The organism is Collimonas fungivorans (assembly GCF_028292705.1).
GTDB classification, from domain to species: domain Bacteria; phylum Pseudomonadota; class Gammaproteobacteria; order Burkholderiales; family Burkholderiaceae_D; genus Collimonas; species Collimonas fungivorans_B.
Window position 1 is genome coordinate 1 of the sequence record NZ_JAQGLV010000037.1, and the last position, 4947, is coordinate 4947.

At 63.0% G+C, this 4947-nt stretch carries 6 protein-coding genes; all 6 read left to right on the forward strand.

The window, feature by feature from the left end; all coding sequences use genetic code 11:
• The coding region (gene ftsX, locus JWQ61_RS01710) for a permease-like cell division protein FtsX (protein ID WP_304358989.1) at positions 1-919 on the forward strand (919 nt) is incomplete at its 5' end.
• A gap of 32 nt (positions 920-951) precedes the next feature.
• Entirely contained in the window at positions 952-1788 is an 837-nt protein-coding gene (locus JWQ61_RS01715; RefSeq protein WP_304358990.1) for an AraC family transcriptional regulator, read from the forward strand.
• Between the two features lie 96 nt (positions 1789-1884).
• Positions 1885-2844 carry a DMT family transporter gene (locus JWQ61_RS01720; protein WP_304358991.1) on the forward strand — a complete coding sequence of 320 codons (960 nt, stop codon included), beginning with the start codon at positions 1885-1887 and terminating at the stop codon, positions 2842-2844.
• 38 nt (positions 2845-2882) lie between these two features.
• A complete protein-coding gene (locus JWQ61_RS01725) occupies positions 2883-3425 on the forward strand; it encodes a hypothetical protein (protein ID WP_304358992.1) in 543 nt (180 codons plus the stop codon).
• Positions 3426-3550: 125 nt separating this feature from the next.
• The gene (locus tag JWQ61_RS01730) at positions 3551-3895 is read left to right on the forward strand and encodes a DUF1840 domain-containing protein (protein WP_304358993.1); all 345 of its coding nucleotides are present in this window, start codon (positions 3551-3553) and stop codon (positions 3893-3895) included.
• On the forward strand, positions 3895-4806 hold the full coding sequence (locus JWQ61_RS01735) for an alpha/beta hydrolase (RefSeq protein WP_304358994.1): 912 nt from the start codon (positions 3895-3897) through the stop codon (positions 4804-4806). The genes JWQ61_RS01730 and JWQ61_RS01735 overlap by 1 nt, the downstream gene beginning before the upstream one ends.
• The last annotated feature ends 141 nt before the right edge of the window (positions 4807-4947 follow it).

The window sequence follows — 4947 nt, forward strand, 5'->3', positions numbered from 1 at the left end:
CTGGCTGCGGCAACACCTGTTCGCCATCAGCGACGCCTTCACCCACCTGTTCAAGGCGCCCGGCGGTTTTGCGCTGAATGTGCTGGTGGTGGCGATTGCGCTGGCGCTGCCGTTCGGCGGCCTGACCCTGATCGAGAACGTGCGCCCGGTCTCCGAGCAGCTGGCGGTAGAACCCGAAATCAGCATATTCATGGCGCTGGATGCAACGCGCGACAAGACCACCGCGCTGGCCAAGCCGATCGACGCCATCCTGCAGCAGCACCACAGCGCGGCCAAGGTCATGTTCATCCCGCGCGAAGACGCCTTGATCAGCCTGAAAAACAAGACCGGCATGGACGATGCGCTGACCACGCTGGGCCAGAATCCTTTGCCGGATGCTTACGTACTGAAACTGACCGGTTTCCACGATGCGCCTGACGCTGCCCGCATCGACACTATCGCGGCCGACCTCAAGGCCTTGCCCGGAGTCGATACCGTGCAGGTCGATTCGGAGTGGGTCAAGCGCTTGGCGGCCTTGCTCGGCATCCTGCGCCTGGTGCTGATGTTCCTGGCGATCACGCTGGCGGTAGTGGTGGTGGCGGTGGTGTTCAATACCGTGCGCCTGCAAGTGCTGACCCAGCGCGAAGAGATTGCCGTCGCCAAGCTGGTCGGCGCCACCGATGCGTTCATCCACCGGCCGTTTTATTACACGGGCGCGCTGCTCGGCCTGTGCGCCGGCGGCCTGGCGCTGGGCGCGGTAGCGCTTGGCTTGCAGCCGCTGAACCAGGCGATTGCCGAATTCGCCCGCTTGTACGCCTCCGAATTCCGCTTGCTGCCGCTGAACTGGATCGCCAGCCTGGTCCTGCTGGCGATCAGCGCCGGCCTCGGCCTGGTTGGGGCCTTGCTGTCGGTGCGCCGCCACCTGGCCCGGCTTGCCTGAATCTCATCCCGAATCCAAACCCGAGACCCGGCATGTTCCACCATCCGTCCGAATTCGTCACCTTCAAGACCAGCCCGCACCTGCCGGGCGTGGAATTGTATTCGGCGCGGCTGGTCGACCACGAATTTGCACCGCATGTGCACGAGGCCTATTCGCTGGGCGCGATTGAAACCGGGGTCGAACGTTTCCGCCACAAGGGTTCGCAGCATGTGGCTCCGGCCGGCACGCTGGTGCTACTCAATCCCGACGAACTGCATGACGGCCACGCCGAAGTCGCTGCCGGCTGGACTTACCAGATGCTGTTCATCGAACCGCAGCTGCTGCGCGAACTGACCGGCAGCGAAGCCTATTTCACCGCCGCCACCGCGCACGATCCCCAGCTTGCCGACAGTTTCCAGCTGCTGTTCAAACGCATGTGGCAGGCGCCGGACGACCTGGCGTTCATCTCGCATTTCACGGTATTGATAGACGCCGTCACCCAGCGCTACGGCAAGAACCTGCGCCCGGTTTCCCTGCCCAGGCCCGGCCAGCCGCAACGCATGCTGGCGATGCGGCGCGTGCTCGACTGCATCGAAGCCAACCTGGACCAGACCCTGCATATCGACACCCTGGCGGCGGAAGCCGGCATGTCGATGTTCCATTTCGTGCGGGCGTTCTCGGCTGCGTTCCACGCCACCCCGCACCAATACCTGCAAGCGCGCCGCACCACGCGCGCCAAGACCTTGCTGTCCCAGCGCAGCACGCCGACCGACGCCGCCGCCGCGGTCGGACTGGCCGACCAGAGCCACCTGACGCGCTGGTTCAAGCGCGCCTACGGCGTCACTCCGGCGCAGTACCAACAGCAAATTGGTACAAGACCGCTAAGCTAAAGACGGGCATGATGGGTCAATATCATTACTCATCCGCGACCTCGCCATGGCATCACCTCAATTAACCGCAACCGCACTGTCGCCCCGGCCTGCCTCATGCTGACCGGGCTGTTATGCGCCCTGGGCGCCGGCCAGATGTGGGGACTGGTGTTCATCGCGCCGCTGATGCTGCCCGACTACCCCGGCCTGATGCTGTCGTTCGGCCGCTATGTCGCCTTCGGCCTGATCGCGCTGGCGCCGGCCTTGCTTGACCGCAAGCGCATCGCCGCCCTGACCAAGGCCGACTGGCGCGCCGCGCTGAAGCTGTCGCTGGTCGGCAACCTGCTGTATTACGCGGCGCTGGCGACGGCGATCCAGCTGGCCGATGCGCCGCTGCCGACCATGCTGATCGGCACCCTGCCGGTGGTGATTTCCGTGTTTTCCAACTGGTCGCCGGGGCATGCCGTGGAAAGCGTCGCCTGGCGCCGGCTGGCGCCGTCGCTGCTGATCATCCTGCTCGGCATCCTGTGCGTCAACGCCGCCGAACTGACGCACATGCGGCTGGCAGGCAGCAGCAATACCCGCTCGATCGGCGACTATGTGCTGGGCTGCCTGATTGCGGTGGCGGCGGTCGGCGCCTGGACCTGGTACCCGATCGTCAACGCCCGCTACCTGCGCGCCAATCCGCATATCAGCCCTTCCACCTGGGCCACCGCGCAAGGCCTGGCGGTGCTGCCGCTGGCCCTGATCGGGCTGTTCGGCTACGGCGCTTACCTGAAACTGACCGGCGGCTCTTATTCCTTCCCGTTTGGCCCGCGGCCGCTGCAGTTCGTCGGCCTGATGCTGGTCATCGGCCTGTGCGCGTCCTGGATCGGCACCCTGCTCTGGAACAAGGCCAGCCAGCATCTGCCGACGGCGCTGCTGGCGCAGCTGATCGTGTTTGAAACCCTGGCGGCGCTGCTGTACGCCTTCATTTTCCGCGACGCCGTGCCGGGCGTGCAGGTCATGGCGGGCATAGCCCTGCTGTGCGTAGGCATAGTTTTCGGTGTGCGCACCTTCCAGCATCAGATACCATAGCGACTGCTTCCATTTCCGCAGCCGGCTGCGTTACCCCCGTGAAACCTGCATTTACCCTGCTTTCCCGTTTGCTGCTTGCCTGTTCCGTACTGGCATTGCTGGCCTGCTCACCTAAATTCAACTGGCGCGAAGTGCACAGCAAGGACGCTCCTTACAGCGTGCTGCTGCCGGCCAAACCGTCGACCTTCGCGCGCCCTATCGATCTCGACGGCACGCCGGTCACCATGACCATGACCGCCGCCAAGGTGGACGACACGGTATTCGCGGTCGGCAGCGCCACCCTGCCCGACGCTGCCAAGGCGCAAGCGGCGCTGACCGCGATGAAAACCGCGCTGGTGAAAAACATCAACGGCACCGTCAGGTCGGAGAAAGCGGCTGCCGCCGCCAGCAGCACGCAAGGGCTGTCGGCCAGCATCGATGTCGAGGCAGTCGGCACCACGCCGGGCGGCAAGGCGGAAATCCTGTTCGGGCATTTTGTCAGCAAGGACAAGGAAATCTACCAGGTCATCGTAATGGGGCCGGAAAAAGCCGTTTCGCGGGAAAACGCCGAAACTTTCATCTCCTCATTCAAACATAATTAGCATTAATGCAAGAATAACGACGCCCGGCCATACTGTAACCACCGGTGACAGCAGTGGCGAGCCCCCTGACAAAGGGGTATTCTGTACAATGTCTTTTTTCATCAAAAACAATATTCTGAGGTTTTATGTTAGTTACATTCAAATCCAAGGCGTCGTCCGAAGTCATCATGTTTGAACACGATGCCAAGCGCATCCTTGACCTGCTGAACAAAGATGTGAAGATCGGCGTCATCACGGCTGAAGAAGGCGCGGCAGCGATTGCCAAACTGGAAGCGGAAACATCGGAAAGCCGCGCCCATCCGGCATCCGACAGCGTACAGCACGACATCGCGGCCCACCACAACGCAACCGGCGACGACAGCGGCCATGAGCCGGTGCAGACGGTCAACTTTGGCAACAAGATCTATCCTCTGCTGGAAATGCTGCGCGAAGCGCACAAGCACAACAACGACGTGCTCTGGGGCGTTTGATGACCTCCGGTCTTGAGCGACAGCTTACGACCGCGGACGGCATCTCTCTCTTCGTCGCCGACTGGGCGCCGGCCGACGGCGTGCCGGTGGCCGGCAGCATCCTGCTGATGCACGGACTAGGCGAACATGCCGGGCGTTACGCCCATGTAATACGTTTTTTCAACCGCTGCGGCCTGCTGGTGCGCAGCTACGATCATCGCGGCCACGGCCGTTCCGGCGGACCGCGCGGCGATGCGCCGGACGAAACCGCCTTGTTGCGCGACGCCAGCCTGGTGCTGGACGACTTCAACCGCCAGGCGCTGCTGGACTATCCGGCGCTGGCAGGCAATCTCCCCTTTTTGTTCGGCCACAGCATGGGTGGCCTGTTTGCAGCGCGTTTTGCGGTAGCCGCGATGGCGCCGCTGCGCGGCCTGATTTTATCCTCGCCCGGATTGGCCTTGCGCCTGAGCCGGGTGCAGCTCGGCCTGCTCAAGCTGATGTCCGCAGTGGCGCCCGGCCTGGCCTTGCCCAACGGCCTGGACGTCGATCACCTGTCGCATGATCCTGCAGTCGCCAAAGCCTATAGCGGCGATCCGCTGGTGCACAACAAGATTACTGCGCGCCTGCTGAACAGCATGTTGCGCTCCGGCGAATTCGCCCAGGGCCAGGCGCACACCCTGGCCGTCCCGACGCTACTGGTGATCGGCGGCGACGACCGCATCATCGATCCCGACGGCAGCCGCCGGTTTTTTGCCGCCTTGCCGCCCGCTATCGTCACATTCCGCGACTACGACGGCATGTACCACGAGATTTTCAATGAAGTCGGCGCCGAGCGGGTATTTGCGGATGTGCGCCGCTGGCTCGAGGCGCAGTACCTGCTGCAGCCGCCGGCGACAGCCCATCCGGCCCTGGCGGAGAAGTTGCCGGTCTGATATTTGTTGCGGTTGCCGGGTCAAACCGTTATGGCAAAGAATTGTTACTGTCAAGCAATTCGAAAATTTCACTTTTTCCTGTCGCAATCGCCACCTAACTGTAGGTGAGCGACCATATCCCCGCTACAATCGCGTTGTTAC

What these genes read in the sequence shown, in the direction of transcription:
- JWQ61_RS01715 (WP_304358990.1), top strand. Translation starts at nt 952, where the DNA reads ATGTTCCACCATCCGTCCGAATTCGTCACCTTCAAGACCAGCCCGCAC.
- JWQ61_RS01720 (WP_304358991.1), top strand. Translation starts at nt 1,885, where the DNA reads ATGCTGACCGGGCTGTTATGCGCCCTGGGCGCCGGCCAGATGTGGGGA.
- JWQ61_RS01730 (WP_304358993.1), top strand. Translation starts at nt 3,551, where the DNA reads ATGTTAGTTACATTCAAATCCAAGGCGTCGTCCGAAGTCATCATGTTT.
- JWQ61_RS01735 (WP_304358994.1), top strand. Translation starts at nt 3,895, where the DNA reads ATGACCTCCGGTCTTGAGCGACAGCTTACGACCGCGGACGGCATCTCT.